The following is a 429-nucleotide window of genomic DNA, read 5'->3' on the forward strand; positions in this document are numbered from 1 at the left end:
AGGCCGCGGCCCCCGCCGCCGAAGCCCCCGCCGCCGAGGCTCCGGCCCCGGCCGCCCAGGAGGCCCCGCAGTCCGCCCCGTCCACCGAGCAGGAGGCGCCCGCCCCGGCGCCGACCGCCGAGGCGGCCTCCGGCGGCGGTTCCGCCGAGGGCACCGACGTGGTCCTGCCCGCGCTGGGCGAGTCGGTCACCGAGGGCACCGTCACCCGCTGGCTGAAGTCGGTGGGCGACTCCGTCGAGGCCGACGAGCCGCTGCTCGAGGTCTCCACGGACAAGGTCGACACCGAGATCCCGGCGCCCACCTCCGGCACCCTGCTGGAGATCGTGGTCGGCGAGGACGAGACCGCCGAGGTCGGCGCCAAGCTCGCCGTCATCGGTGCCGCGGGTGCCGCCCCGGCCGCCGCTCCCGAGGCCCCGAAGGCGCCCGCCG

The 429-nt window shown here is 79.3% G+C and carries 1 protein-coding gene; it reads left to right on the plus strand.

Annotated elements, in window-relative coordinates; genetic code table 11:
- The coding region (locus GT030_RS08835; protein ID WP_346009596.1) for a biotin/lipoyl-containing protein at window positions 1–429 on the plus strand (429 nt) is incomplete at both ends.

Origin of the sequence: Streptomyces sp. SID1328 (assembly GCF_009865595.1) — a bacterium.
In the GTDB taxonomy this organism is placed as follows: domain Bacteria; phylum Actinomycetota; class Actinomycetes; order Streptomycetales; family Streptomycetaceae; genus Streptomyces; species Streptomyces griseoluteus.